This window comes from Gluconobacter sp. Gdi, assembly GCF_014132155.1.
In the GTDB taxonomy this organism is placed as follows: Bacteria; Pseudomonadota; Alphaproteobacteria; order Acetobacterales; family Acetobacteraceae; genus Gluconobacter.
In genome coordinates this window covers 76,312-99,677 of the sequence record NZ_BLJQ01000002.1, presented here as the reverse complement: position 1 = coordinate 99,677, position 23,366 = coordinate 76,312, and the positions used below count along the sequence as shown (strand labels likewise).

Sequence of the window (23,366 nt, the reverse complement as noted above, 5' to 3'; positions counted from 1 at the left end):
CTTGTGGTAATATTTAGTGAAACCAATTGCCGTAACCATTAAGGCCTCGCCCCGAGTTCCGTAATGAGCTACCCAGACATTCCTGTTAGGCAGGAGATTAGAGGTATGCTGGCTGATATACTGACCCGATCGCTTGTAGACGTTTTGGAACGTCCGGATCTGCGGGTCGTGGCTGCAGGGCTTATGCCCGAGCTTGATATTTCGCTGGAGCAGTCTTTTCAGTTGGGTGAGAATCTCCTGTCTGAACCAAGTTCAGTAACGGGGCGAGCATGTCTGAAACTAGGTGAACCATGTTTGCGGACGCCCGGTTTAGCGCCGACATTTCTTCGCCAGGCTGTTGAACTCTTTCGACTTCTGCATAATGGGGCAGATGTCCGTCTTGCGAGCTTTGCTGCTGCCCGTGTCGCAGCGCTGTTTCATGCGCTCGATACGAATGCGGTCAATCCGCTTCCACGGGAATTGGCTCTTTGTGCGGGAGACGTTCCGGACAGCACAACGCTTCTGGCACTCTGGACTAGCCTGAAGCACCACCTGTCAAATCCTCCGGAATTCACCGAAGATGACGCAAAGCGCCTCAGACCCGTTCTTGTGCGGCTGTGGCACGTTATGGCCCCGGCAGAAACACTGATGAGTAGTGGCGGGGATTCTCGCCTGGCCGTTGACCCCGAAACTGGCCTGAACAAGTATTCTTGTTCTCATCGCCCACGCCCATGGGCCGTGACGTTTGGTTCTTCCACGGCATCCTCTTTGTCAGAACGAGGTTTTGGGGGGGCTGAATTTGCGCGCTGCATGATGATGAATGCGCTCCTGTCAAAGCAGGACCCGGATCTCGTGCAGGAAAGCATTGTCAGAAGTGCGCGTGCAGGTATCGGGCGGCATTATGGTTTGCCGGAAGATGCCGTTCTTCTGTCCGCATCCGGCACGGATTGTGAACTTGCTGTGCTTGCTCTTGTGGCGGCCGGAACAGATCGACCAGTCAGTTCCATTCTTCTGGCTCCTGATGAGACAGGGAGTGGGGTGCCCTTGGCCGCTCGTGGGCGTCACTTCGCGGGTGATAGCGCATGCTCTACGACAGTCGGAAAGGGGGAACTGATTGAGGGATTCCCCGAAGACACACAACTGTTTGGCGTTCCCATTCGGAATGAGGATGGAACCTCGCGTCTGCTTGAAGACATTAATGCGGAATGTAGGGAGTTGGCCCGACGAGAAGTGAAGGCTGGCCGACACGTCCTGCTGCATCGTTTGGATCAGTCAAAAACGGGTCTTGCTGCACCTGATATGGAAACGGTTGCAGAGTTGCAGACTGAATTGGGAGAGCATCTCAGTGTTGTTGTAGATGCCTGCCAGGCACGCCTTAGCCCATCGCGTGTTTCAGAATGGGTTAAAGATGGTCTGCTGGTTATGATCACGGGGTCAAAATTCTTTACTGGACCACCGTTCTGTGGGGCACTTCTGGTGCCAGATGTGATCCTGGAGAAGATGTCATCGCTTTCGCTCCCCAAAGGCTTGAAGTCTTATGGAAATCGGGACGAGTGGCCTGAGCAGGCTGACAGGCACGCGTTGAATAATGGTCACAATATTGGTCTGGCCCTACGCTGGCATGCGGCTCTCGCTGAAATGGATGCGCTCTTCTCGCTTCCTGATTCCCTGATCCGCCAGAGACTCAATGATTTCATGACCGAGGCTGTTAAGCTGGTAGAGGCCAGTCCTACCTGCACGTTACTGCCAGTCGGGAAACCTACTGATGATGGTCGGTGGGACGCTGTGCCGACCATTCTGTCATTTCTGGTGGAAGATCCCAAAAATCCGGATGCGCCTCTCGGACTGGAAGATGCGCGTAAGTTGCATCGGTGGCTCAATGCAGATCTTTCACCATGGGTAGGGGAGGGCGAGCCAGCACTTCTCTGTGTTCTTGGCCAGCCTGTTCCGGTTCCACATCCCTTGGTGACTGGTCATGCCGGAGCTTTGAGATTGTGTGGCGGCGCGCGTCTGGTCTCAGGCGAGCCATCGCACGAAGGTCTGGATGAAAAGCAGCGCTTGCAGCGGGAGTGTGCAGACGCGAAACGGGTGCTTGCCAAACTTGAGCTCATTTTGGAAAACTGGGACGTTCTTCTGGACGCCAACCCTGTTCCCCGTTACGCGCCTCTCTCATGACACAGACAGACCAAGCCGTCCCTCATGGACACTTTCTTGATACGCCTGAACTGCCACGCGGTATTACCCGCTTCTGGCTGATCAGACATGCCGTTGTAGAGGCGAGTGCGCGCAAGACCATGTATGGCGCGATGGACGTTCCGCTTTGCATGGATGCGATGGCGAGCCAGCAGGGTGGATACGCTGCTTTGGCCAGACGTCTGCCGTCTGATGCTGTCTGGTATACCTCACCGCTTCAAAGGGCACGTGACACTGCCGCACAGATACGCTGCGCAGGAGCGTTTACCCACGCTGACGTCACGGTTGATCCAAGATTTATTGAGCAATCTATCGGAGAGTGGCACGGAACGCCGCACGATCAGTTTCTCTCTCTGCTGACGCTGCCGCCCAATCCATTCTGGTCTTTGTCAGCCAGTGAGCTTCCGCCGGGCGGAGAAAGCATGCTGGATGTTTGTGCGCGCGTCTCCCATGGCCTGGAAGATCTTGCCAACGCAAATGCTGGTCAGGATATGGTTGTTGTGAGCCACGGTGGCGCGATCCGGGCGGCACTTTCACACGCTCTTGCCATCCACCCTGATATTGCTCTGCGCTTCACTATTCAAAATCTGTCGATTTCGATTATCGAGCGTATCAATGGGTTGTGGCGTGTTGTGGCTGTTAACGAACTGCCAGATTTTCGGGGATAAACCGGGGATGCCTCTGAGGAGGTCTTGGTCAGGTATTCTTTTTCTTTAAGCGAGCGCGTCACATCCATGATCCATTGCATCAGGCAGCCGCCGAGTGCAGCCAAAATATAGGATGCGTAATGGTATTCTTGCAGAAGCTTGTATGTCAGAACTGCGAATAAGGCAGAGCAGAAATTCTTTAAAGCGTTTTCCTATCGTCTTTTTGTCGTCAAAAAAGACGATAGGAATATTTCATTATCACCAAAGAAAGCTCTTCTAAGGGGCTATTATTTTAATTTTTGTGAAAACGTTCGAGCGAATGCTTTCTAAAAGCGAGAGTAACCAGATTTGAAAATCCAGATAAAATACTTTGAGATGCATATTTTCAAGGGTAAGACCGGAAACGGAGCTTGGTGGGCACACAAGGGCTCGAACCTTGGACCCGCTGATTAAGAGTCAGCTGCTCTACCAACTGAGCTATGTGCCCGTCGCTCCGTTTCCGGTGAGGCGCCTTATAAAGGGGAAGCGGGAATGCTTGCAAGGGGTTTTTTCAGATTATAATGAATAAAATCCAAAAAAATGATGGCTCCCTTTGATAACCGCCTCTTATTCCCGGTTGAGAAGACGCATGAGGCTCTCAAACTGTTCAAGAGATCGGTAATCGATCTTTAGCGAGCCGCCCTTTTTTCCGTCGTAAGCGATGTGGACTTTAAGTCCCAGCCGGAGAGCCAGATCTTCTTCAATCTGGACAATCTCTGCGTCCCGGCGCTTTTTCTGAACGGCTTTCTTCTCTGATTTCTCAGCGACAAGAGCTTCTGTCTGGCGGACATTCAGTCCTTTTTCCAAAACAGTTTTGGCCGCAGCTATCGGGTCTGGATGGCTCAGAAGGGCACGGGCATGTCCGGCTGAGAGTTCACCGCGGCGAACATGGGTCCGGATCTCTGGCGGCAGGTTCAGCAAGCGCATGGTATTGGTGATGTGAGGTCGGGATTTTCCGACGGCGCCGGCCAGTTCTTCCTGCGTCAGGGTATAATCTGTGATGAGCCGCTGAAGGCCTTCAGCTTCTTCGATCGGGTTCAAATCGGCGCGCTGAAGGTTTTCCACAAGCGCGGCTGCCATGGCATCCGTGTCATCCAGCTGGCGCACATGCACGGGGACACTATGCAGTCCGGCAAGCTGAGAGGCGCGCCACCGCCGCTCGCCAGCGATGATCTGGTATCGCTCAGGGTTGGCCGGGTCTGGTCGGACGAGGAGGGGCTGCAGAACGCCGCGGGACCGAATGGAATTGGCCAGTTCTTCCAGTCGCTCAGGGTTCATGTCCTGACGGGGCTGAAAGGGGCTGGGCTCCAGCACATCAACAGGCAGGGACGTATGCTGCTGAACAGGCGCATTGGCGCGCGTAGCACGGGCCAGCTGGGGAGCCTGATCGCCCAGAAGGGCGGCAAGACCACGACCGAGGCGCGGAGAAGTATCCTTTTTGGCCATCACAGCTTACGCCTTTGTCCTGTTCTCGGTTCGCTTCAGAAGTTCGTCCGCCAGTGCCACATAGGCGACTGCGCCTGTGGAGCGTGCATCATAGTTCAGCACCGGGCTGCCATGACTCTGGGCTTCGGAAATACGAATATTTCTCGGGATTAGCGTTTCGAGAACCTGCTCACCAAAGAAACCTCGTGCATCCTGTGCCACGAGTTCTGAAAGGTTGTTCCGCCGATCGTACATGGTCAGCACAATGCCTTCGAGATGCAGATCTGCATTGAAGGCACGACGCACACGGTCAATGGTGCGCACAAGCTGACTGATCCCTTCCAGCGCAAAGAACTCACACTGTAGCGGCACGAGAACGCTGTCTGCAGCGACGAGGGCATTGAGCGTGAGAAGGCCAAGGCTGGGCGGGCAATCGATCAGGATGGTATCGTAGTCGCCTTCAAGGGAGCGCAGAGCATCCCTTAGACGATATTCACGACGCTCATCTGCGATCATCTCAAGTTCAGCACCAGCCAGCTCATTATTGGCGGTGATAATCGAAAGATTTTCGAACTCTGTCGGCTGTGCGAGAGCGTGTGGCTCTGCTTCCTGCATCAGGGCGGCATACGTGCCAATATTCCGCTGATCATACTCAATGCCCAACCCGGTCGAGGCATTGCCTTGAGGGTCCAGATCAACGAGCAGGACGCGCTGTTTCCGTGCCAGCGCAGCAGCTAGATTGATTGTGGTCGTGGTTTTGCCAACACCACCCTTCTGGTTGGTGACGGCAATGATGCGAGTGGTGGGGGATACGGAATTAGACGACACGCTTGAAATCACTGACCTTGATAATGGCTCCGCCGGGGTCGGTGCGGCTGGGAAGAATGGTAGATGTCATGTGCCAGTCACGGCTTGCCTCGGTCAACTCATCCTGCGCCTTTATGCCTTTGAGAAACAGACAAAATCCGTTTTCTTTCAGCAAAGGACGCGCCCATCCGAGCAGTTTGACCAGCGGGGCCAGCGCACGGGCTGTAATGATGTCGGCTTCTGGCGGGGTTGCTGCTTCAATGCGCTTCGGAATGACCGTGACTTTGGCTCCGCAGATGCGACCAGCTTCCCGGAGGAAGGCACATTTCCGCTGATCGGACTCAATTAACGTCACAGGATTATCTGTTGCGATTGCCAGAATAAGGCCAGGAAAGCCTCCGCCTGAGCCCAGATCAGTAATGGTTGCACCGGCAGGAATCATGTCTGCGAGTTGCAGGCTGTCCTGAATATGGCGTGGCCACAATTGGCCCAGATCTTTTGGGCTGACCAGATTGATCTTCGCATTCCATTGCACGAGCAGGTCTGCGAAGCGTTCCAGTCTCTCCTGCGTTTCACGTGAAACGGTGGTCATGACAGGGTCCTTACATGGGCCAGCAGGGCAACCAGCGCAGCGGGGGTTACACCTCGCACACGTTGCGCAGCTGCAAAGCTGGTTGGTCGTGCCTGAGTAAAACGCTCACGCATCTCACTGCTCAGGCCGCCGATAGCGTTGTAATCCAGATTGTCCGGAAGAGCGATGGCGCTTTCAGATGCAAGCTGCTTGATCTCGCGATCCTGCCGCTGGAGATAGCCGCCGTAGCGAGCTTCCGTTTCCACATGGCGGCGGATACGGAGAGGCAGGGCACCAAACCATGGCGCTAGATCCAATACCTTCGAATGATCGCCGTTGCTGGCCAGAACATCCAGAACGCTGCGTCGTCGCCCATCCAGAGAGACCTCAAACCCGACGTCCTTGAGGGCTTGGGGCAGGAAGGTCGTCGATGCTGCCAGTGCCATGGCTGCGTCAATCTGGGTTTTCATGTCGGTAAAGGCTTCAGCGCGTTCAGATAGAATGCAGCCAGCGTCCATGCCTTTTGGCGTAAGTCTTAGGTCTGCATTGTCAGCCCGGAGGCTTAAGCGATACTCGGCCCGTGACGTGAACATGCGGTAGGGCTCGCTGATGCCGTGCAATGTCAGGTCGTCGATCATGACACCCAGATAAGCATCGCTCCGATCCAGAATGAGCGGATCGTTTCCGGCGGTCGCGCGAGCGGCATTCAGGCCAGCAAGAAGGCCCTGAGCGCCCGCTTCCTCATAGCCTGTCGTACCGTTGATCTGCCCCGCCAGGTAGAGGCCAGGCAGGCTGCGCAACTGAAGTGAGGGCATCAGTTCTCGCGGGTCGACGTAATCATACTCCACAGCGTATCCGGCTGTGACGATCCGCGCTTTTTCCAGCCCTGGCATCGAAGCGATCATGAGGGCCTGAACATCAGCGGGAAGGCTGGTGCTGATACCGTTCGGGTAAACAAGATCACCCCCGGGATTTCCAGAGAGCGCTTCGGGCTCAAGAAAAACCTGATGGGAAGACCGCTCTGCGAAACGGACAACCTTGTCCTCAATAGACGGGCAATAGCGTGGCCCACGGCCTGCAATCGCACCACCATACATGGCTGAACGGTGCAGGTTCTCGTTAATGATCCGGTGCGTTTCCGGCGTGGTCTGGCTGATCCGGCATGAGACCTGGGCGTTGGTGATGCTGCCCGTCAAAGGGCTGAACGGCTCTGGAACTTCATCACCCCGATCTTCAGGCAGGCTCTCCCAGTCAATGCTGTCGCGGGCGATGCGTGGTGGTGTGCCAGTCTTGAGGCGGCCCATACGAAGCTTCAGAGCTTCCAACCGTTCTCCCAGCTTGGTAGCGGGCGCTTCACCGATGCGCCCCGCAAGCTGCTGTTCGTGGCCGACATGGATGACACCGCGTAGGAACGTGCCCGTCGTGAGCACCACGGCGCCACAGCGGAAAGACCGACCATCTTCGCAGATCACACCACGAATATGCCCGTTCTCTTCAATCAGATCTCCAACAGCTCCAGCCATGATCGTCAGATTAGGTGTTTCTGCCAGAAGGGTTTGAATGGCCGTTCTGTAAAGGGAGCGATCTGCCTGCGCGCGCGGGCCATGGACAGCCGGTCCCTTGGAGCGATTGAGCAGCTTGAAATGGATGCCAGCGCGATCAGCGGCTTTGCCCATCAGGCCATCCAGTGCATCAATCTCACGCACGAGATGTCCCTTGCCGATGCCGCCGATGGCTGGGTTGCAAGACATAGCCCCGATGGTTTCGAGCTTGTGCGTCAGCAAGAGCGTCTTGGCCCCAAAGCGCGCTGACGCTGCTGCTGCTTCACAACCAGCATGGCCGCCGCCGATCACGATGACATCGAAATCGCTCAAAACTTACTTCCCGATACAGAACTGCCCGAAAATTGCATCGAGCAGGGATTCAACATCAACACGTCCTGTCAGACGTCCCAGAGCCTGCATGGACAGGCGTAATTCTTCTCCGCGCAACTCGGGCCACATGGCACCTCGGGCGAGATCCAGATGTGTAACAGCTTCCTGAATGCCTGCACGGTGGCGCGCACGGGTCAAAGGCGGCGCTCCGGCATTGGCCGTCATCGCTGAGACCCGTTGGGTCAGGAAGGCTCGCAGTTCTGACAGACCTTCACCCGTCTGGGTGCTGATGCCTAGCATGTTCGGGGGCGCTGGTGCGATGTCGATTTTTGTTCGGACTGCAATTTCATCGGAAGCCAAGGCATCGGCTGCTTCATCCGGCCCAATGAGGTGTAGAATAACGTCTGCCTGTTTCACGTGAAACAGTGCCCGGCGAATACCTTCCGCCTCAATTTCATCTTCAGTTTCCCGTAGCCCGGCGGTGTCGATCAGACGAAGACGAACACCATCCAGAACCCAGTCTACCGCAATGGCATCCCGTGTTGTTCCTGCGCGGTGAGTGACAATAGCTGCGTCATATCCGGATAACGCATTGAGAAGGCTTGATTTTCCAACGTTTGGCGAACCTGCGATCACAACCGTCAGCCCCTGTCGCATCAGTTCTCCACGGTTGTCCTGAAGATGAGCGGACATCTCGTCATGTAGAGCGGACATCTCGGCTAGAAGAGTGTGTTCCACCTCGGGGGGAAGGTCTTCATCAGGAAAGTCGATCAGAGCTTCCTGATGGGCCAGAACAAGCCTTAACCGTTGAGCCCATCCATCATAAAGGCGACTTAGCGCCCCATCGGCTTGTTGCAGGGCCTGTTTGCGCTGGCTTTCAGTCTCGGAATCGACAAGGTCTGCGATGGCTTCTGCTTGCAGGAGATCCAGTCGGCCCTTCTGCACGGCGCGCTTTGTGAATTCTCCCGGCTCTGCAGGACGGGCGCCCAGATCCGTCAGGGCGTCAGCGACACACGCAATAACGGCTGGACCTGCATGCAGGTGTAATTCGAACCCATCTTCTCCGGTGTACGATTTTGGCCCTGGCAGCCAGAGCACCACAGCATGATCCATCACCTCGTCCTGATGGCGAAGGCTCCGGAGGCTGGCACGCCGAGGTTCGGGCAAGGACCCGCACAGGCTTTGGAGAATAGAGGCGCTTCCCGGTCCGCTGGCGCGCACGATGGCGATCGCTGCGCGGCCTGCGCCTGTGGCCAGAGCAAAAATGACCTGAGGGTCCGAGGAAGAAAAGGGGTTCATGCCCCTTTATGTAATGCAGGACGTCGTCATGTGAAATCGGCCTGCACAAAAGAAAACGGGCGGTCCGTTTCCGGACCGCCCGTTTCTGTCAGACCGATAGGGTCAGAAGAGGCTTATTGAGCCTCGTCCACACCCGTATGCGTCTGCGGGGAGAAGGTCCAGCCTTCGCCGTAAGGCTGTGGCATGTAAGCCATCCAGCCTCTGGATGACACGTTCCAGCCTGCTGTGGAAACCGGAGCACCTGTTGTACGGAGCTTGCGGATGTCTGCGGCAGACAGCGTGCCAGGAGCCTGGTTGCCCCAGCTCTTGCGCATGAAGTTGACGGCATCAGCGATCTGCTGGTCAGACAGATGATCGCGGAAGCCCGGCATGGCAACAGCAGATGGTGCTGTGTTCGTCGGAGGCAGAATGCCGCCGAAGGTCACAATGTTGGCCATTGACGTTGCATTGTCGGTGATGACAACCGGATTGCCAGCCAGAGGCGGGAACATACGGTTGACGCCTGTACCGTCATTCATATGGCAGATGGCGCAGTTATGCAGATAAACCTCTGCGCCCGCATCACCCTTGCCGCCAGCTTCCAGCAGGGCTGTTGCCTTGCCATCGTCCTGACCAAGGTTTTTACCTTCAGGCACGGCAGGCATGCTTTTCAGGTACTTGGCTGTGGCGTGCAGATCGTCATCAGTCCAATGCTGCGTGCTGTAGGCCACCACGTCAGCCATCCCACCGAAGACGGCGGAATGGTCGATACGGCCGCTCTTCAGGAATTCAGCAATATCGTCTTCAGACCAGCGGCCCAGACCTGTGTCGCTGTTGCTGCGCAGGCTTGGTGCAATCCAGTTGTCGATCGGGGCACCACCGGACAGGTAAGCATTGCCGTCCTTGGCCGTGTAACCCTTGACCTGCATGGCCATGCCACGAGGTGTATGACACTCGCCGCAATGGCCCGGGCCGTTCACCAGATATTCGCCGCGAGCCACTTCCGGATCGGAAATGCTCTTGTCCAGACCCGGTGTAACGGTTGGCACGAACATGGCGCGCCAGATGGCCAGCGGCCAGCGCATGTTCATCGGCCAGGAGATGTCCGGCTGCTTGTTCTGAAGGGCGACCGGCTTCACGCCATGCATGAAGAAGGCATACATGGCCTTGATGTCGTCATCGGACAGGCGGGCGAACTCAGGATACGGCATGGCCGGATAGACCGTTGCGCCGTCCTTACGGATGCCTTTGCGGATCGCCTTCGTGAAGTCTTCCAGCGTGTAGCTGCCGATACCGTATTTTGGGTCCGGCGTAATGTTGGTGGAGTAGATCGTGCCAATCGGGCTCTTGATCTCCAGACCACCAGCATAAGGCTGGCCGTGTAGTGCGGTATGACAGGCGACGCAGTCAGACAGGCGGGCCACGTAGGCACCGCGCTGAATCAGGGCGTCATCAGCGTCCTGGGCTTGGGCAGCGCCAAAAGACACTGCCATAAGGCCGACTGCGGCCGCGAATTTCCATCCCTGTTTCATCTCAGATACCAGTCTGTCCCGAGTTAATGCCTTGAGCATGTCACGTCATTCCTTTCAGCGTGACGGTTTCCCGTCACGGATGGTCCGGCGTTGCAGGCGCAACCGAACCCTGAGGGACGTTGAGGAATTCGTCGTTCGGGACGCCTGCCTCATTCTCTCGGGCCTTGACTTCGTCTGCGTAGGACTCGTTGGCGCGCTTTACGATGAAGTTGCGGATGTCTTCGATTTCAGCCGGAGACATGGACGTGTCGAAACGATCCATACCGTAGGCCGTCAGAGCACCCTTGCCGACAAGCTTGTAGAACTTCTCAGGCCCGCGGATCGCACCGGACCAACGCAGGTCAGGCAGAACGCCGCCAGAGACGCTGTTGTCGCCGTGGCAGGCTGCACAATAGGTCTGGAACTGGAAGTAACCGTCCTTGGTCTTGGCTTCGTCCCACTTCTCAGGCGGCTTCACCGGAACAAATCCAAGCTCGTTCTTGGCAGGCAGCTTATCGTTGCCATCAAGAGCAAAGGCGATGATGCGTGAGTGGTTGACGGTCCAGCCGGAGGTCCGGGCTACGCCACCGAGGAAGAACGGATAGATACCGCCCCAACCCACTTCAACCGCAACATACTGCTTGCCGTGAGCCGTATAGGTCACCGGAGGAGCAATGATGGCGCTCTGGGCTGGGAACTTGAACAGATCCTTGCCTGTCGTAGCGTCGTAGGCATGGAATTCACCGGTCGCGAGACCCTGGAACAGAACGCCGCCAGCCGTGGCGAGAAGGCCACCATTCCACGGACCCTTGTGGTCAACCGTGAACGCTGCCTGCTGCTTCTGCGGATCCCAAGCCACGATCCAGCCCTTCAGATCTTTCAGGAACTGGGCTTTGTCAGCCTTATGCTGCGGATCGTTGTCGTCCAGCAGGCCGATCTTGTTCATGTCCAGACCAAGATTCCAGCTGTCGTGGTGAGCCTTGAAGCCACCCTTCTGCGGGTCATAGACGAACGGAACCTGCTGGGCCGGGATGTAAACCAGCTTCGTCTGCGGGCTGTAAGCCATGGCAGCGAAGTTATGACCACCCAGATCGCCCGGAATACCATACCAAGGCTTGCCGTTCAGCGTCCACAGAGCGTCGGGGTTATAGTTCGGACGGCCCGTTACAGGGTCCAGACCATTGGCCCAGTTCTCGTAGGTGTAAGGCTTGCCGGAAATGAACTTACCGGTCTTGGCATCGAGGATATAGAAAAAGCCGTTCTTTGGCGCATGAACAAGCACATGGCGCATTTCGCCATTGATCGGCATGTCGAGCGCCATGATCTGCTGAACCGAGGTATAATCCCACTGGTCCATCGGCGTTTCCTGGAAATGCCAGACGTATTTGCCGGTATCAGGATTGATGGCCACGATGCTGCCAAGGAAGAGGTTGTTCCCTTTTCCTTCAGAACGGAACTTGTAGTTCCATGGCGAGCCGTTACCGACGCCCAGATAGACAAGATCTGTGACCGGGTCATAGATCAGCGAGTCCCAGACGGTACCGCCGCCGCCCTGCTGCTTCCATGCGCCGCCCTTGCCCCATGTCGGGTAAGCCTTGGACATCAGCACATCGTCAGAAGCGGCGCCGTCCGGCTTGTTGTCGGGGTTCGGAACGGTAAAGAAGCGCCAGTTCAGCTTGCCCGTTTCAGCGTCATACGCCGTCACGAAGCCACGGGCGCCGAACTCTGCACCACCGTTGCCGACGATGACCTTGCCCTTGGCAATACGCGGGGCGCCATCAAGCGTGTAAGAGCGCTGGTGACCGAGCTGTGCTTCCTTTGGAACCGTGTAAACGCTCCAGACCAGCTTGCCGGTCTTGGCGTCCAGAGCGATCAGACGACCGTCGAACGTGCCAAAATAGACCTTGCCGTTCCAGTAAGCCGCACCACGGTTGACCGTATCGCAGCAGCCGCGGTCAGCGATATTGCCGGGAACTTTTGGATCGTAGGACCAGAGCAGTTTGCCTGTTGCTGCATCCAGAGCCTTCATTTTGCTCCAGTTGGTCGTGGCATACATGACGCCATCGACGATCAGCGGCGTACCTTCCTGCCCACGATTGGTATCCAGATCATAATGCCATGCAAGCTTCAGGTTGCCGGCATTGTCCTTTGTGATCTGGTCCAGCGGGCTGTAGCGCTGCTCGGAATAGGTCCGGCCATAGCTCATCCAGTCTCCTGGATGCTGGTCGGCGTTGGTGATGGCGGTACCGGTGTCCTCAGCGAGGGCAAGAGGGGAAGCTGCGCAGAATGCCAGTGCGGCTGCGCAGCCTAGAAGGCGCTTCTTCGTAACGTTGATCGGCGTCAGTAGACCAGAGACCATGATCCGACTGTCCTTTTTGCAAAGACTGTTCTTATTGCTGACATTCCGGACCGCTCAAGTCCTGATAGATGCCTTACAGGTAAGGAATCATCAGTTTTTCAAGTTGCCTGGAAAACCAGCATCACGAGAACTTACTACTCCTTATCTTATTGTTTATAGAAAACTGGGCTTCTGACGTTTCCGTGATCGTTATGCTGGCAAAAATCTGAAAACAAGTAGATGAGAACTGTTCTCAAAAACTAATGACCTGCATATGGGGCATCCTGTCGCGTTTTTGACACACGAATGGCTATTTCCCAACAGATTGCAGAGTATTTCAGGAAAGGATACGAAAATAGTTCCATATGTTTTTTGAGAATATCGGCCTCCCGGAATATGCAGGGCATGCATACGTTTTTTTTACCGGGACTCTTTTAGGGAAGCATGATTGACGCTTTCCGAGGCATCGGGCAGCCTAACTGTATGCCACAGCTATCCTGTTATTCCCCCTTGGGTGCCCTGACCATCAGTGAAGACGAAGGGCGTATTGTCGCCCTCGACTGGGGATGGGGACGCGATCAGGAGCAGACTCCGCTCCTCGTAAAAGTTCGGGATCTGCTCGAACAGTATTTCGATGGCGAAAAGGTAGATTTTTCCAGTCTGCCATTCTCTCCATATGGCACGCCGTATCGCCAGAAGGTCTGGCAGGCAATCCTTGAAATCCCCTACGGAGAGACCCGAACATACGCCCAGATTGCGGCTCAGGCTGGTGGATCAGCCCGGTCCATAGGCGGAGCAATGGGCGCGAATCCGATCCCTGTTCTGATCCCGTGTCATCGTGTTGTGGGAACAAACGGGCTTGGAGGCTATTCGGGCCTGAATGGTGTTGTAGACAAGAGAATTCTCCTCAATCTCGAAAAGGGTGAGTGAGAAAGCCCAATAAAAAAGGGGAGCCATGGCTCCCCTTTTTTTGTGATGCAAACAACAGGATCAGTTGTTCATCGCGTCGAAGAAGTCCTGATTGGACTTGCTGTACTTGAGCTTGTCCAGCAGGAAGTCCATGGCATCCATCGTGCCCATCGGGGCAAGGATGCGACGCAGGACCCACATCTTGGAAAGCTCACCGCGCTCAACAAGAAGCTCTTCCTTACGTGTGCCAGACTTGGTGATGTCGATGGCCGGGAAGGTACGCTTGTCTGCAAGCTTGCGATCCAGGATGAGTTCGGCGTTACCGGTGCCCTTGAACTCTTCAAAGATCACTTCGTCCATGCGCGAGCCCGTATCGATCAGGGCCGTTGCGATGATGGTGAGTGAGCCACCTTCTTCAATGTTACGGGCCGCACCGAAGAAGCGCTTGGGGCGCTGTAGGGCGTTTGCGTCCACACCACCTGTCAGCACCTTACCCGATGAAGGAACGACGGTGTTGTAGGCGCGGGCAAGACGCGTAATGGAGTCCAGCAGGATGACCACGTCGCGCTTGTGCTCGACGAGGCGCTTGGCCTTTTCGAGAACCATTTCCGTCACCTGAACGTGGCGTGTTGCCGGTTCGTCGAAGGTGGAGGACACGACTTCACCACGCACCGAGCGCGCCATGTCCGTCACTTCTTCCGGACGCTCATCAATCAGAAGAACGATCAGGAAGACTTCAGGATGGTTGGCTGAAATGGACGCAGCGATGCTCTGGAGCATCACGGTCTTACCCGTGCGGGGCGGAGCAACGATCAGGGCACGCTGGCCCATGCCGATTGGCGTTACCAGATCGATTACACGCGGGGTGTAGTCGCGCTGGTCCTTTTTGCCCTTGCTACGCGGAGAAGACTCGCTGGCGGCTGGCTCGGACTGCTCAACTTCCATCTTCAGGCGGCGCTCAGGGTAGAGCGGCGTCAGATTGTCAAAGTTGATACGCGTCCGGACAACGTCCGGGTCTTCGAAGTTGATGGTGTTGACCTTGAGCAGAGCGAAGTAACGCTCGCCGTCACGCGGTGCACGGATCTGACCTTCGACGGTATCGCCGGGGCGGAGGCCGAAGCGACGAACCTGGGTCGGGGAAATGTAGATGTCGTCAGGGCCGGGAAGGTAATTTGCTTCCGGGCTGCGCAGGAATCCAAAACCGTCTGGCAGGATTTCCAGCGTCCCTTCGCCGTAGATCGCCTGATCGCGCTCGGCAAGGGTCTTGAGGATGGCAAACATGATGTCCTGCTTGCGCATGGACGAGACGTTCTCGATCTCCAGTTCCTCTGCATAAGCCAGCAGATCGGCCGGAGATTTTTTCTTGAGTTCGGCGAGATGCATGAAAGGCGCGCCTTATGTGCCCGTTGGGCAGACCTTAATGGGGGAGGATGTGCCTGCTTGATGCAAGAACTGGATCGGAAGCAGTGGTTCGGGATGTCTGACACCCATAAAGGGCCGGGCATCGCAAACGGGCATCATCCGGTTAGGAAAGGAGACCGGGCAGCTGATAGCCACCAAGAAGTCACGCTCGAATTACCGGAGCGCATAAAGGGGTGTCAAGCCTCGTGCGCTTCGGGGTGTCACTTTGATATAAATCAGTTTTTCAACATGGCATCTGCGGTGCGCAAAGACAGGGCCATAATGGTCAGGGCCGGATTGGCGGCCGTCGCACTGGGAAAGGTTGAATGATCGCTGATCCAGAGGTTGTCGATATCAAAACTCTGGCCGTATGGGGTAACGACGGCTGAACCAGACTCCGTCCCCATCCGTGCCGTTCCCATCATATGGGCTGCCCGATCAAGAAGACGTAGATCCTTGGCTCCGATGGCTTGCCACATGCGCGTTAACAGACGCGATGCATGAGCGTGCATTGCCAGTTCGTTTGGGCCGTAGCTGTGGGTAATGAGTGGCTTTGGCAGACCCAGGGCATCCTTTTCGTCTGACAGAACAACCCGGTTTTCAGGGCTGGGCATGCAGTCACCATGAATCCCCATGCCGATACTGCGGTTGTACCCGGCCAATGTTCTTACGAGATCTGCTCCACGACGGTTTGACCCACGTGCAATATTGGAGGCCCAGGTGATGGGCATCATTCCGAGAGACTGAATAAGATAGCCCCCCGCAAAATCGGCATCTTTAGGGCGCATCATGTCTTCTGTGATTGTGAGGGACGGATAACCCCGGTTCGGGCGTACCTCCTCATCAATTTCTCCCCAGATCTGCGTCGAGATATGGGTCATGTAGTTTTCACCGACCTGTCCGGAGCTGTTTGCCAGTTCGTTGTGAAGCAGCAGTCTTGCCGTTTCGACAGCACCAGCAGACAGAACAAGGCGCTCACAGCGTTGACGGACGTTTTCACCGTTTCGAGTGTAGACGACACCGGTGACGCGCCCAGCCTGATTGGTCTCGATTGTATGGACGTGGCATCCAGAGCGAATTTCAGCACCATGCGCGACAGCAAGTGGAAGCCACGTATTGTCTGCGCCTGACTTGGCCCCGTTGCGGCAGCCCTGATGACATGCGCCGCAATTTGCACACGCTTTACGAGTTCCAAAATGAGGCTGATTGAAATCGCGCGTAATGAGAGCCGTTGGCCCATCAGCATGACGAATGCCAACGGCATCGCAGGCGTCCCGCATCTTCATCGCAGCCGGATTGGCTGGTGGGGGGGCATAAGCATAACGCCGGGCAGGATCCCACGGATAGTTGGATGGCCCCGAGACACCAATGAAAGCTTCAACCTCTTCGATGTAAGGGAGGAGCTCTTCATAAGAAAAGGGCCAATCCACACTGCGGCCGGTTTCAGTATGAAGCCGAAAATCGCCAGCATGAGGGCGGGGTAGAAAAGCGCCGTAATGTAGCAGGGAGCCGCCCACGCCAGTGCCACTGTTATTTCCACCGAAAGGTTGAGGATTGCGGCCACCAGACAGACGTTCATGCAGCCAGTAGATTTCGCGCGCCTCGATCTCGTCTGATGTATAACGGGAGGGTGAAAAGCTCGGGCCAGCTTCAAGGACCAGGACACTCTTTCCGGCCTGGGCCAGACGAGCGGCAAGAGGAGCGCCACCTGCGCCACTCCCAATGACAATGACGTCCAGAATCTCTGTTTCGGCATAGGTCTTCATGGAAGGGTCTTGTCTCACGGTTTGGCTGAAGGAATTTTGGGTGAGGGTTCAAAGGATTCCCGCTCATTGGCCTCAACAGTCTGGAACCCTTGGAACACATTATCCCCACCGTTGAGGTTGGCGGAAATTCCCAGTGCATCCTGAACACGAGCATCGGCAAGGAAGCATTCAATCGCGTCTGCCCGGAGATCGAATGACCATTTTTGCATCTGCTCAGGAGTCAGGCGGTTCGCCGCGCTTATGCCGTGGCGTCCTTCCGCGAGTTCGTCGAGCGTCTGACCAATCGCTGAAGCATTAAGCGCCGGAAACGGCATGCTGTGCTGAGCTTGGGCAAGATCATCCAGAGTCAGTAATGCCTGCTCCCACGCTGTGACGTCTGGAGGAAGTTCGGCAAACCGCCAGCCGTCGCGTGGTCCGGCAAGAGCGGTATCTATGCGGACGGCCAGATTAAGGGGACTGTTTCCCAGAATATCTTCCTGAGGAAGCAGAACCGGCAGGATGGCCTCAAGAACCGCAAAGGCTTTTGGGGAAAGGACGCGTGGCGCCTGTAACAGGTCGTCCTCAAGGCGCGTGACGAGAATGTCGCGCGTTCTTCCAGAAAGATGATCGGATGCAATAAATTCGGGATAATCCGAGGGAAGGGGCATGACGGTGTCCTTTGCTCTTCTTTTCAAAGTCCCGGCATAGGGATAGTTCCTGGCTCCCGTTTGGCCGCAAGATGCACTATCCTGTTTTTGTGATCCTGTCGTATGTCCGACGGAACGGGAATTTTATAGAGATCCATCCCTTGATCGGGATGTTTGTGCAAGTAAGGAGTGACGATGGCGGTCGAAATCCGGGTACCGGCGCTAGGGGAAAGCCTGACGACCGCAATCGTCGCGCGGTGGCTGAAGCAGTCTGGCGACTATGTTCAGCACGATGAAACCATTCTCGAACTTGAGACAGATAAGGTCAGCGTTGAGGTGACGGCCCCGTCTGCCGGGCGTCTGGAGAATTGCATCGCGGTTGGCACAGAGGTGGAAATAGGGGGTCTTCTGGGAGAAGTGGACGAAACGGCTGAAGCGCCGGCTGTCGCTCCCGTTGCGCCTGTTGAAGTGGCAAAGCCTGAGCCGGTTTCAACGCCGCCTGTCCCCGAACCTTTGCCTGCTGCTGCTCCGAAGCCGGAACCCGTTGCTGCACCGGCCAAAGCACCAATTCCCTCAGCGCCAAGGGCAGATGATGGTCGCGAGCGTCGTGTTCCCATGTCGCGCCTTCGTCAGACTATCGCACGGAATCTGAAAGCGGCTCAGAATACGGCTGCCATTCTCACGACGTTCAATGAAATTGATATGTCAGCGGCAAAAGCGCTGCGGGCAGAATATCGTGAAGAGTTTGAAAAAAAGCATGACGGTGCCCGGTTGGGCTTTATGTCATTTTTCGCCCGGGCTGTTGTTGGAGCGTTGAAGGATTATCCGGCACTTAATGCCCAGATCGAGGGCGATGAAATTGTCTATCGCGATTTCGTCAATCTGGGCATTGCCGTTGGAACGGAACGGGGGCTTGTTGTCCCGGTTCTGCATGAAGCCGATCAGATGAGCTTCGCCGAATTGGAGCGTCGGATCGCCGACTATGGAAAGCGTGCGAGAGTTGGGTCTCTCAAGCTTGATGAGCTTTCTTCTGGAACGTTTTCCATAACGAACGGAGGCATTTTCGGCTCACTTCTGTCCACGCCGATTCTGAATACTCCGCAATCGGGTATTCTGGGGATGCATGCCATTCAGGATCGACCCGTTGTGCGGGATGGTCAGATTGTTGTCAGGCCGATGATGTATGTCGCACTTTCCTACGATCATCGAATTGTCGATGGTCGGGAAGCAGTCAGTTTTCTTGTTAGAGTGAAGCAGCTTGTTGAAGATCCAAGACGCCTCTTGCTCGACCTGTGACTTTTTGGGGAGATGGCGCGTTAAGGCGTGGCGTCTCCCGCTGAACGCTGGACGGTTCTGCCGATCCCCCGCGTTCATTGAACCATTATGAACCGAGGGTAATCCTGTCCATGCGGCCTGTTTCCACATTGTATCGCTCTGCCAGACTTTTTGTCGTGACAACCGCATTATGCGGTGGCGGTCCTTTGTTGTCGGCCTGCGCACATGCCGACCCAACCCCCGCTACGCCGACGGAAAACGGAGATGTATCTGTTCCTCTGCCAGCTGATAATCCAGTGACAGATGCGACGCCGGTGGTTCCTTCAGTTCAGATTCCGCCTCTTCCTATTGTCAGCAATACGGAAGCTCATAAGGAAGCCGCACGCCTTGTAAAAATGATGGCGAAGACGGTGAAGGGATTCACCACGTATAAGCAGGACCGTCGGGACGCTTTTGTTTCTCTTGCTCAGGCTGAAGTTGCAAAGGCCAATCAGCCTGTATCACGTCCTCAACTGATTATGGTTGTGGATCGGAATGAGCGAATTCAGCATCTTGATTTTGTTCTGGCATTACCAGACGAACCTTGGGTTTCCCTAGGAGGCACTCCTGTTTCAACAGGAACAACAGGCCGGAAATACTATTACATTACTCCGACAGGCGTTTTCCAAAATTCAGCCGACCGCTTGGGCTATCGCGCTGAAGGCACAAAAAACAAATATGGTATCCGCGGGATTGGTGCCAAAGGATCTCGTGTTTGGGATATGGGCTGGCAGACGGCAATGAAGGGCTGGCTCCCAAAACATGAAACCGGGCAGATCCGGCTGGAAATTCACGCTACGGACCCACAGTTTCTCGAGTGGAGACTTGGTCACTCTGCGTCTGAAGGGTGTATCCGAATTCCAGCGACGATGAACCGCTTCATGGATCATTATGGTCTGATAGATGCGCTTTACGAACAGGCGGCCAGCTATGATCCACGCTTTGCGGCACTCCTGCCCAAGGACCGGGAGGCGACCCCGATCGCGGGAGATCTGGTTGTTGTAGTGGATTCCGGCCCATTGACGGAGCCGAAGATTGACCCCATCGCGGACAAGCGACCGCTACCCTGATACATTCCAACACCAAAATGTTTCATCATGTTTATGACAGATTTTGGTACTTCGTATGAAGTTTATATTACAGGTTGGTAATTACTGTTCTCAGCGCTGGGTAGTAACAGTAATGAGCGTTCTCTATTCCACGGGAGCGCACAATTCCAATGATCAGTACCAGAAAAAAATTCGTCCTGCAGGCAGGCGTTATGGCTGCGGCGATATTTTTTGGTTCAACGACCAACGCGGCAGAGCTCAAGCAGGCTGACACCGAAAAGAATGCTTCCAAAGAAAAGCCGAAGGTCGAAAAGCTCACAGTTCTTGGGTATGCTGAATGTATCGCTCCCGCAACGGTTTCACTGGACATTACGCAGCCGACATCAAAAATTCGGTCGGGTTTTTTTAGCAAATAATATTATTCCGCTCGCAAGCGTTGATGATATTATTCAATTCCAGCCAAGCGTATTTTCTCAGAACCCGAATGGGCCGGGAATGGGAAAAGCTGAAACCATGAGTCTGCGTGGTTTTCAGGACGGCCAATATAATATGACATTCGACGGCATTCCTTTCGGAAACGCTTCCGATATGGGCCATACGACGTCCTCACTGTTTATCTCTCACTTTTTGGGGGAGGCGCAGATTGATCGTGGGCCTGGCACAGCGTCAACGATTGGAAATGCGACGTTCGGCGGAACCATGGGATTTACGTCCAAAAATCCAGCGGCGCGGATGGGGACAACGCTTTACGGGACATGCGGTAGTTTCAATACTCGCGCAGGTGGTATTGAGTTCGATACAGGCAAAACCAGAATGGGCCGTGCTTTTATCGATATGCAGCACGAGGAAACCAATGGTTATCTGACCAATTCTTCTGAGCGTCGCAGCAACCTGATGTTCAAGGATGTTATCGATCTGGCGCCAGAAACAACGCTTACGATTGAAACGACGTATAACAAGGAATGGCAGTACACGACCTAGGGCGCCACGCTGGACGATTATAAAAAATATGGAAAGAACTACGGGTTATGCAATGACCCATCGAAGCAGTGTTATTACGGGTATCAGCCAAGCGTTTATACATCTGATTTTGATTATATCTCCCTTGAAACAAAGCTTCTGTCCTGGCTCACATTAGAAAATCAGATTTACACCAGTGGCTTTGAGCATGATTATTCTGAAAGCACAGACGCAAGTCAGGGTGATACCGCAGCAAACGGTGTGACATTTTATAGTGCCGCCGGAAAAAAGGTGGCGACCTATAAAAACGATATTCCTGGAAAATACGCAGATGCGGCGTATCGGACATATGGCGATACCCTTCGTCTGAAAGGGCATACGTCTTACGGCGATATTCTTCTGGGAGTTTGGGCTGACGTTCAAAAAGATCGTCGCTACACGTATGCCATTGAGCTGAGCCAGAATTCCGTTCCGGTTCTTGGTAAAAATGGTTCAGCATATAGCTATGATATTTCAGACCTGAACACGACAATTCAACCTTATCTGGAGCTGAATTTTCATCCGTGGGCAGGAGCGACAATTAAGCCGGGTGTAAAATATTCCATTTTCAAAAGAGATTATGATGCAGGCCTTAATAAGGGGACAAAGCTCCCACTGAAAGACACGCAAAGCTATGGATCATGGCAACCATCCATTGCAATTAATCAACGTATTATGAAAAACTGGAGTGCTTATGCTCAGGTTGCACGGGGCTTTCTCGCGCCACCACTGTCTGTTTTTCAGGTTAGTTCCGTTGGAAATGTAAAGCCTGAAACCACCATGAATTATCAGGTGGGATCGGTATATCATGGCCGCAACTGGATGCTTTCTCTGGATGGATATTACATCAATTTCTCGAATTATATTGCCTCGGCGCAGATTCAGGTTCCCAATATCGGTACGACATCGACATATGTGAATAGCGGTGGTGCAGTTTACCAAGGAATTGAACTCGAAGGGCAATATGTCATTGGTTACGGTTTTTCCCTTTATGGGAACTACAGCGTCAATGACGCAAAATATAAGCACAGCAATGTTCGCGTTGCTAAAAGTCCAAACGCTTTGGCGTCTTTCGGGCTGCTCTATGAGAGTGAACATGGGCCCTATTTCTCGATTATGGGAAAATATGCCGGAACGCATTGGGGCTTGGACAGCACGACTGATGATGCAGATAATACGGTCTTCAAAAATCAGTACAAAATTGGAAGCACTGTGACGGCGGATCTCGCCATGGGCTGGCGTATTCATCATATTGGCTCATTTTTCAGTAATGTGACCCCAAGCATCAAGATTGCCAATCTGTTCGACAACCGCGCCATCAGCGACTTTGCGGGTAATCAGTCTTATGGAGATGCCCCACTGTTCTGGCGTATTGCTGGCCGGAGCGTGTTCTTCAACATGACGGCAACGATGCCATGATGCGGAGACTGTCTTCGCTTGCTCTTCTGTTCGCCTTGGGGGGCTGTGCCTCTCAGGCGCAGCCAGACGTTCTCGAAAAAGTCGTTTTTCTCGGCCGACACGGGATCCGCAGTCCGACGCTCTCGCCGCAGGAAATGCAGCATCGGACGGGTCATACCTGGCAGACATGGTCTGTAGCGCCTGGAGAAATGACACAGCACGGTGCCGCAGCGTTGGCAGCGATGGTGCAGGCTGTTCAGAGAAACTATAGCGCAAGCGCTCTGTTTCAGGGCGCCGAGACGTGTCAGATCCTGGAGCAGGAGACTGTTGTCTGGGCTGATACGGCTGATCATCGGACGCGACAGACGGGGGACGTCTGGGCCAAAGAAATAGCCCCAGGATGCGCCATAAAGGCCCATTGGGCGACGACAGGTGTCGATCCGGTTTTTAATGCGCTTGGCACTCAGGCAGGCAAGATTGATCGTGGAGTTTTGGAGCAAGAATTTGCAGCCGCCACGAAGACATTGCCCGAACCGGCCTCTCATAACGCTCTGAAAGCCGTTCAGTCGCTCATGGCGCCGGAAGCATGCTCGGAGAGTAATTCGTCGCCGCAATGCTTTTTAGGTGCAACGAAGAATGAGTGGAAAAAAGGAGCACCAAATCTTCAGGGTGGCTTCGTAACGGCAGGCATGGCCGCAGAAAGTCTGTTGCTGACTTATGCAGAAGGTTTGTCTCTGGCTGACTTCGAGGTGGCTGACAAAGATGCGCCGCACGTTCTGGAAGCTGTTATGCCCGCGCATGAGGCAGAAAATCATCTTCTGAGGCGTCTGCCCGAATATGCCCGCGCCAGAAACGGGGTGATGGCGGAAAGTATTCGTGCGTTTTTGTCTGATCGCCCGGTTCGGTCTATCCCCGGGATATCGCCTTCCACGAAGGTGCTTGTTCTGGCCGGCCACGATACCAATCTGGCTGCCATGATGGCCCTGTTCGGGCTGGACTGGTCTTTTCCCGATCAACCGGATTCTACGGCCCCGAATACCGTTCTGGCGTTCGAACGCTGGCGTCACGCAGATGGCTCACGGGATGTCAGGATCAGGGTTTTCCACCAGTCTCTGGCAGAGCTGCGTCAGGGGAGGGCGCCTGATATCGAGACGTCTGCCTTAACACTGTCCCCTTCGCGGCCCATTTTTTTTCTACGCAGTGAAAAATAAAAAAAGCCCGGATGAGAACATCCGGGCTTTT

Annotated in this window: 19 protein-coding genes and 1 tRNA gene; 9 read left to right on the top strand and 11 right to left on the bottom strand. The window is 54.9% G+C overall.

Annotated features, from left to right (window positions below; all coding sequences use genetic code 11):
• Nucleotides 1-105: 105 nt before the first annotated feature.
• On the top strand, nucleotides 106-2,154 hold the full coding sequence (locus JN414_RS04365; protein ID WP_202206870.1) for a hypothetical protein: 2,049 nt from the start codon (nucleotides 106-108) through the stop codon (nucleotides 2,152-2,154).
• Entirely contained in the window at nucleotides 2,151-2,840 is a 690-nt protein-coding gene (locus JN414_RS04360) for a histidine phosphatase family protein (RefSeq protein ID WP_202206869.1), read from the top strand. The genes JN414_RS04365 and JN414_RS04360 overlap by 4 nt, the downstream gene beginning before the upstream one ends.
• 390 nt (nucleotides 2,841-3,230) lie before the next feature.
• Here JN414_RS04360 and JN414_RS04355 read toward each other — a convergent pair.
• The 8 genes from JN414_RS04355 to JN414_RS04320 form a co-directional block, all read right to left on the bottom strand.
• Nucleotides 3,231-3,306 (bottom strand) — tRNA-Lys (locus JN414_RS04355).
• A 119-nt stretch (nucleotides 3,307-3,425) separates the two neighbouring features.
• Nucleotides 3,426-4,304, bottom strand: coding sequence for a ParB/RepB/Spo0J family partition protein (locus JN414_RS04350; RefSeq protein WP_202206868.1), 879 nt, complete (start codon nucleotides 4,302-4,304; stop codon nucleotides 3,426-3,428).
• Nucleotides 4,305-4,310: 6 nt separating this feature from the next.
• Nucleotides 4,311-5,111: a ParA family protein gene (locus tag JN414_RS04345; protein ID WP_046900404.1), complete on the bottom strand. Its 801-nt coding sequence runs from the start codon at nucleotides 5,109-5,111 to the stop codon at nucleotides 4,311-4,313.
• Nucleotides 5,101-5,682, bottom strand: coding sequence for a 16S rRNA (guanine(527)-N(7))-methyltransferase RsmG (gene rsmG, locus JN414_RS04340; RefSeq protein ID WP_046900403.1), 582 nt, complete (start codon nucleotides 5,680-5,682; stop codon nucleotides 5,101-5,103). Before rsmG ends, JN414_RS04345 begins: the two co-directional genes overlap by 11 nt.
• Nucleotides 5,679-7,535: a tRNA uridine-5-carboxymethylaminomethyl(34) synthesis enzyme MnmG gene (gene mnmG / locus JN414_RS04335; protein ID WP_202206867.1), complete on the bottom strand. Its 1,857-nt coding sequence runs from the start codon at nucleotides 7,533-7,535 to the stop codon at nucleotides 5,679-5,681. Before mnmG ends, rsmG begins: the two co-directional genes overlap by 4 nt.
• A gap of 3 nt (nucleotides 7,536-7,538) precedes the next feature.
• The gene (mnmE, locus tag JN414_RS04330; protein WP_202206866.1) at nucleotides 7,539-8,834 is read right to left on the bottom strand and encodes a tRNA uridine-5-carboxymethylaminomethyl(34) synthesis GTPase MnmE; all 1,296 of its coding nucleotides are present in this window, start codon (nucleotides 8,832-8,834) and stop codon (nucleotides 7,539-7,541) included.
• A gap of 113 nt (nucleotides 8,835-8,947) precedes the next feature.
• Entirely contained in the window at nucleotides 8,948-10,384 is a 1,437-nt protein-coding gene (locus JN414_RS04325) for a c-type cytochrome (RefSeq protein WP_202206865.1), read from the bottom strand.
• A 34-nt stretch (nucleotides 10,385-10,418) separates the two neighbouring features.
• Nucleotides 10,419-12,683, bottom strand: coding sequence for a PQQ-dependent dehydrogenase, methanol/ethanol family (locus tag JN414_RS04320; protein ID WP_202206864.1), 2,265 nt, complete (start codon nucleotides 12,681-12,683; stop codon nucleotides 10,419-10,421).
• A gap of 423 nt (nucleotides 12,684-13,106) precedes the next feature.
• Between JN414_RS04320 and JN414_RS04315 the strand changes: the two genes are divergently transcribed.
• Nucleotides 13,107-13,592: a methylated-DNA--[protein]-cysteine S-methyltransferase gene (locus tag JN414_RS04315; RefSeq protein WP_202206863.1), complete on the top strand. Its 486-nt coding sequence runs from the start codon at nucleotides 13,107-13,109 to the stop codon at nucleotides 13,590-13,592.
• Between the two features lie 60 nt (nucleotides 13,593-13,652).
• Here JN414_RS04315 and rho read toward each other — a convergent pair whose 3' ends face one another.
• From rho to JN414_RS04300, 3 genes are all read right to left on the bottom strand, one after another.
• Complete coding sequence (gene rho, locus JN414_RS04310) at nucleotides 13,653-14,954, bottom strand: transcription termination factor Rho (protein ID WP_046900397.1); 1,302 nt, start codon at nucleotides 14,952-14,954, stop codon at nucleotides 13,653-13,655.
• Nucleotides 14,955-15,208: 254 nt separating this feature from the next.
• Nucleotides 15,209-16,738: a GMC family oxidoreductase gene (locus tag JN414_RS04305; protein WP_202206862.1), complete on the bottom strand. Its 1,530-nt coding sequence runs from the start codon at nucleotides 16,736-16,738 to the stop codon at nucleotides 15,209-15,211.
• Between the two features lie 14 nt (nucleotides 16,739-16,752).
• Complete coding sequence (locus JN414_RS04300; protein WP_237389867.1) at nucleotides 16,753-17,385, bottom strand: gluconate 2-dehydrogenase subunit 3 family protein; 633 nt, start codon at nucleotides 17,383-17,385, stop codon at nucleotides 16,753-16,755.
• A 174-nt stretch (nucleotides 17,386-17,559) separates the two neighbouring features.
• Between JN414_RS04300 and sucB the strand changes: the two genes are divergently transcribed.
• The 6 genes from sucB to JN414_RS04280 all read left to right on the top strand — a co-directional run bounded on the left by sucB (nucleotide 17,560) and on the right by JN414_RS04280 (nucleotide 23,335).
• Nucleotides 17,560-18,660, top strand: coding sequence for a dihydrolipoyllysine-residue succinyltransferase (gene sucB / locus JN414_RS04295; protein WP_202206860.1), 1,101 nt, complete (start codon nucleotides 17,560-17,562; stop codon nucleotides 18,658-18,660).
• Between the two features lie 110 nt (nucleotides 18,661-18,770).
• A complete protein-coding gene (locus JN414_RS04290) occupies nucleotides 18,771-19,748 on the top strand; it encodes a L,D-transpeptidase (protein ID WP_202206859.1) in 978 nt (325 codons plus the stop codon).
• A gap of 149 nt (nucleotides 19,749-19,897) precedes the next feature.
• Nucleotides 19,898-20,143, top strand: a complete 246-nt coding sequence (locus tag JN414_RS16790) for a hypothetical protein (RefSeq protein WP_237389933.1) — start codon at nucleotides 19,898-19,900, stop codon at nucleotides 20,141-20,143.
• Nucleotides 20,058-20,708, top strand: a complete 651-nt coding sequence (locus JN414_RS16785) for a TonB-dependent receptor plug domain-containing protein (RefSeq protein ID WP_237389925.1) — start codon at nucleotides 20,058-20,060, stop codon at nucleotides 20,706-20,708. Before JN414_RS16790 ends, JN414_RS16785 begins: the two co-directional genes overlap by 86 nt.
• Nucleotides 20,709-20,717: 9 nt before the next feature.
• Nucleotides 20,718-22,145 (top strand): TonB-dependent receptor, encoded by a 1,428-nt coding sequence (locus tag JN414_RS16780; RefSeq protein WP_308469039.1) that lies wholly within the window; start codon nucleotides 20,718-20,720, stop codon nucleotides 22,143-22,145.
• The gene (locus JN414_RS04280) at nucleotides 22,142-23,335 is read left to right on the top strand and encodes a histidine-type phosphatase (RefSeq protein WP_202206858.1); all 1,194 of its coding nucleotides are present in this window, start codon (nucleotides 22,142-22,144) and stop codon (nucleotides 23,333-23,335) included. Before JN414_RS16780 ends, JN414_RS04280 begins: the two co-directional genes overlap by 4 nt.
• The last annotated feature ends 31 nt before the right edge of the window (nucleotides 23,336-23,366 follow it).

What these genes read in the sequence shown, in the direction of transcription:
- JN414_RS04315 (WP_202206863.1), top strand. Translation starts at nt 13,107, where the DNA reads ATGATTGACGCTTTCCGAGGCATCGGGCAGCCTAACTGTATGCCACAG.
- JN414_RS04290 (WP_202206859.1), top strand. Translation starts at nt 18,771, where the DNA reads ATGCGGCCTGTTTCCACATTGTATCGCTCTGCCAGACTTTTTGTCGTG.
- rsmG (WP_046900403.1), bottom strand. Translation starts at nt 5,682, where the DNA reads ATGACCACCGTTTCACGTGAAACGCAGGAGAGACTGGAACGCTTCGCA.
- JN414_RS16790 (WP_237389933.1), top strand. Translation starts at nt 19,898, where the DNA reads ATGATCAGTACCAGAAAAAAATTCGTCCTGCAGGCAGGCGTTATGGCT.
- rho (WP_046900397.1), bottom strand. Translation starts at nt 14,954, where the DNA reads ATGCATCTCGCCGAACTCAAGAAAAAATCTCCGGCCGATCTGCTGGCT.
- JN414_RS04360 (WP_202206869.1), top strand. Translation starts at nt 2,151, where the DNA reads ATGACACAGACAGACCAAGCCGTCCCTCATGGACACTTTCTTGATACG.
- JN414_RS04300 (WP_237389867.1), bottom strand. Translation starts at nt 17,385, where the DNA reads ATGCCCCTTCCCTCGGATTATCCCGAATTTATTGCATCCGATCATCTT.
- JN414_RS04350 (WP_202206868.1), bottom strand. Translation starts at nt 4,304, where the DNA reads ATGGCCAAAAAGGATACTTCTCCGCGCCTCGGTCGTGGTCTTGCCGCC.
- JN414_RS04325 (WP_202206865.1), bottom strand. Translation starts at nt 10,384, where the DNA reads ATGCTCAAGGCATTAACTCGGGACAGACTGGTATCTGAGATGAAACAG.
- mnmE (WP_202206866.1), bottom strand. Translation starts at nt 8,834, where the DNA reads ATGAACCCCTTTTCTTCCTCGGACCCTCAGGTCATTTTTGCTCTGGCC.
- JN414_RS04320 (WP_202206864.1), bottom strand. Translation starts at nt 12,683, where the DNA reads ATGGTCTCTGGTCTACTGACGCCGATCAACGTTACGAAGAAGCGCCTT.
- sucB (WP_202206860.1), top strand. Translation starts at nt 17,560, where the DNA reads ATGGCGGTCGAAATCCGGGTACCGGCGCTAGGGGAAAGCCTGACGACC.
- JN414_RS04365 (WP_202206870.1), top strand. Translation starts at nt 106, where the DNA reads ATGCTGGCTGATATACTGACCCGATCGCTTGTAGACGTTTTGGAACGT.
- JN414_RS16785 (WP_237389925.1), top strand. Translation starts at nt 20,058, where the DNA reads ATGCTGAATGTATCGCTCCCGCAACGGTTTCACTGGACATTACGCAGC.
- JN414_RS04280 (WP_202206858.1), top strand. Translation starts at nt 22,142, where the DNA reads ATGATGCGGAGACTGTCTTCGCTTGCTCTTCTGTTCGCCTTGGGGGGC.
- JN414_RS04305 (WP_202206862.1), bottom strand. Translation starts at nt 16,738, where the DNA reads ATGAAGACCTATGCCGAAACAGAGATTCTGGACGTCATTGTCATTGGG.